At 64.6% G+C, this 325-nt stretch carries 1 protein-coding gene; it reads right to left on the bottom strand.

What is annotated here, in order from left to right; genetic code table 11:
- Positions 1-94: 94 nt before the first annotated feature.
- On the bottom strand, positions 95-325 hold a 231-nt coding region (locus D0817_RS27045), incomplete at its 5' end, for a tryptophan 2,3-dioxygenase family protein (RefSeq protein WP_238160962.1).

The raw sequence follows: 325 nt of genomic DNA, 5'->3' as shown, positions 1-325 counted from the left end.
AAGCGCTTGGTGGGGCAGACGCCGGCCGAGTACCGGCGCAGGTTCAGGCAGCCGGCCGGCAAGCGCTGATCGATCTAGGGATTCTCAGGACAGCTTAGAGTTCGGTGCGCAGCGCGAACAACTCCGGGAACAACACCACGTCGAGCATCTTGCGCAGATAGCTCACCCCTGCCGTGCCGCCGGTGCCGGTCTTGAATCCGATGATGCGCTCGACCGTCGTCACATGTCGGAAGCGCCAGAAACGGAACGCGGTCTCGAGGTCGACCAGCTTCTCGGCCAGCTCGTAGAGCGCCCAGTGGCGGCTCGGGTCCTTGTAGACGCCGAG

The organism is Flavobacterium cupreum (genome assembly GCF_003996965.1).
In the GTDB taxonomy this organism is placed as follows: Bacteria; Bacteroidota; Bacteroidia; order Flavobacteriales; family Flavobacteriaceae; genus Flavobacterium; species Flavobacterium cupreum.
Note: the sequence above shows the minus strand (reverse complement) of the source record. Positions and strands in the feature narration are given on the sequence as shown.